Genomic DNA, 273 nt, shown 5'->3' with positions numbered 1-273 from the left:
TGATGCCAATGGTCATTGGTCGTTCACCGCGAACAGTGCGTTTAACCAATTAAACGTCGGCGATAAAGTCGAAGAGACTTTCACTGTCTCGTCTATTGATGGCACACCGTCGACCATCAAGGTGACGATTAATGGCACTAACGATGCAGCGACAGTCAGTACCGCAACAGTCAGTGTGGATGAGACTGATAAAGCGGTAACGACATCAGGAACGTTGACCAGTACTGACGTGGATAATCCAGATAATGCATTCACACCGGATTCTATTTCAGG

The 273-nt window shown here is 47.3% G+C and carries 1 protein-coding gene; it reads left to right on the top strand.

Going from position 1 to position 273, the window contains the following annotated elements; genetic code table 11:
* On the top strand, positions 1–273 hold a 273-nt coding region (locus tag AB4185_RS21710; RefSeq protein WP_372107411.1), incomplete at both ends, for a VCBS domain-containing protein.

The organism is Vibrio sp. 10N.286.48.F5 (assembly GCF_041469785.1).
Taxonomy (GTDB): domain Bacteria; phylum Pseudomonadota; class Gammaproteobacteria; order Enterobacterales; family Vibrionaceae; genus Vibrio; species Vibrio crassostreae_C.
Note: the sequence above shows the minus strand (reverse complement) of the source record. Positions and strands in the feature narration are given on the sequence as shown.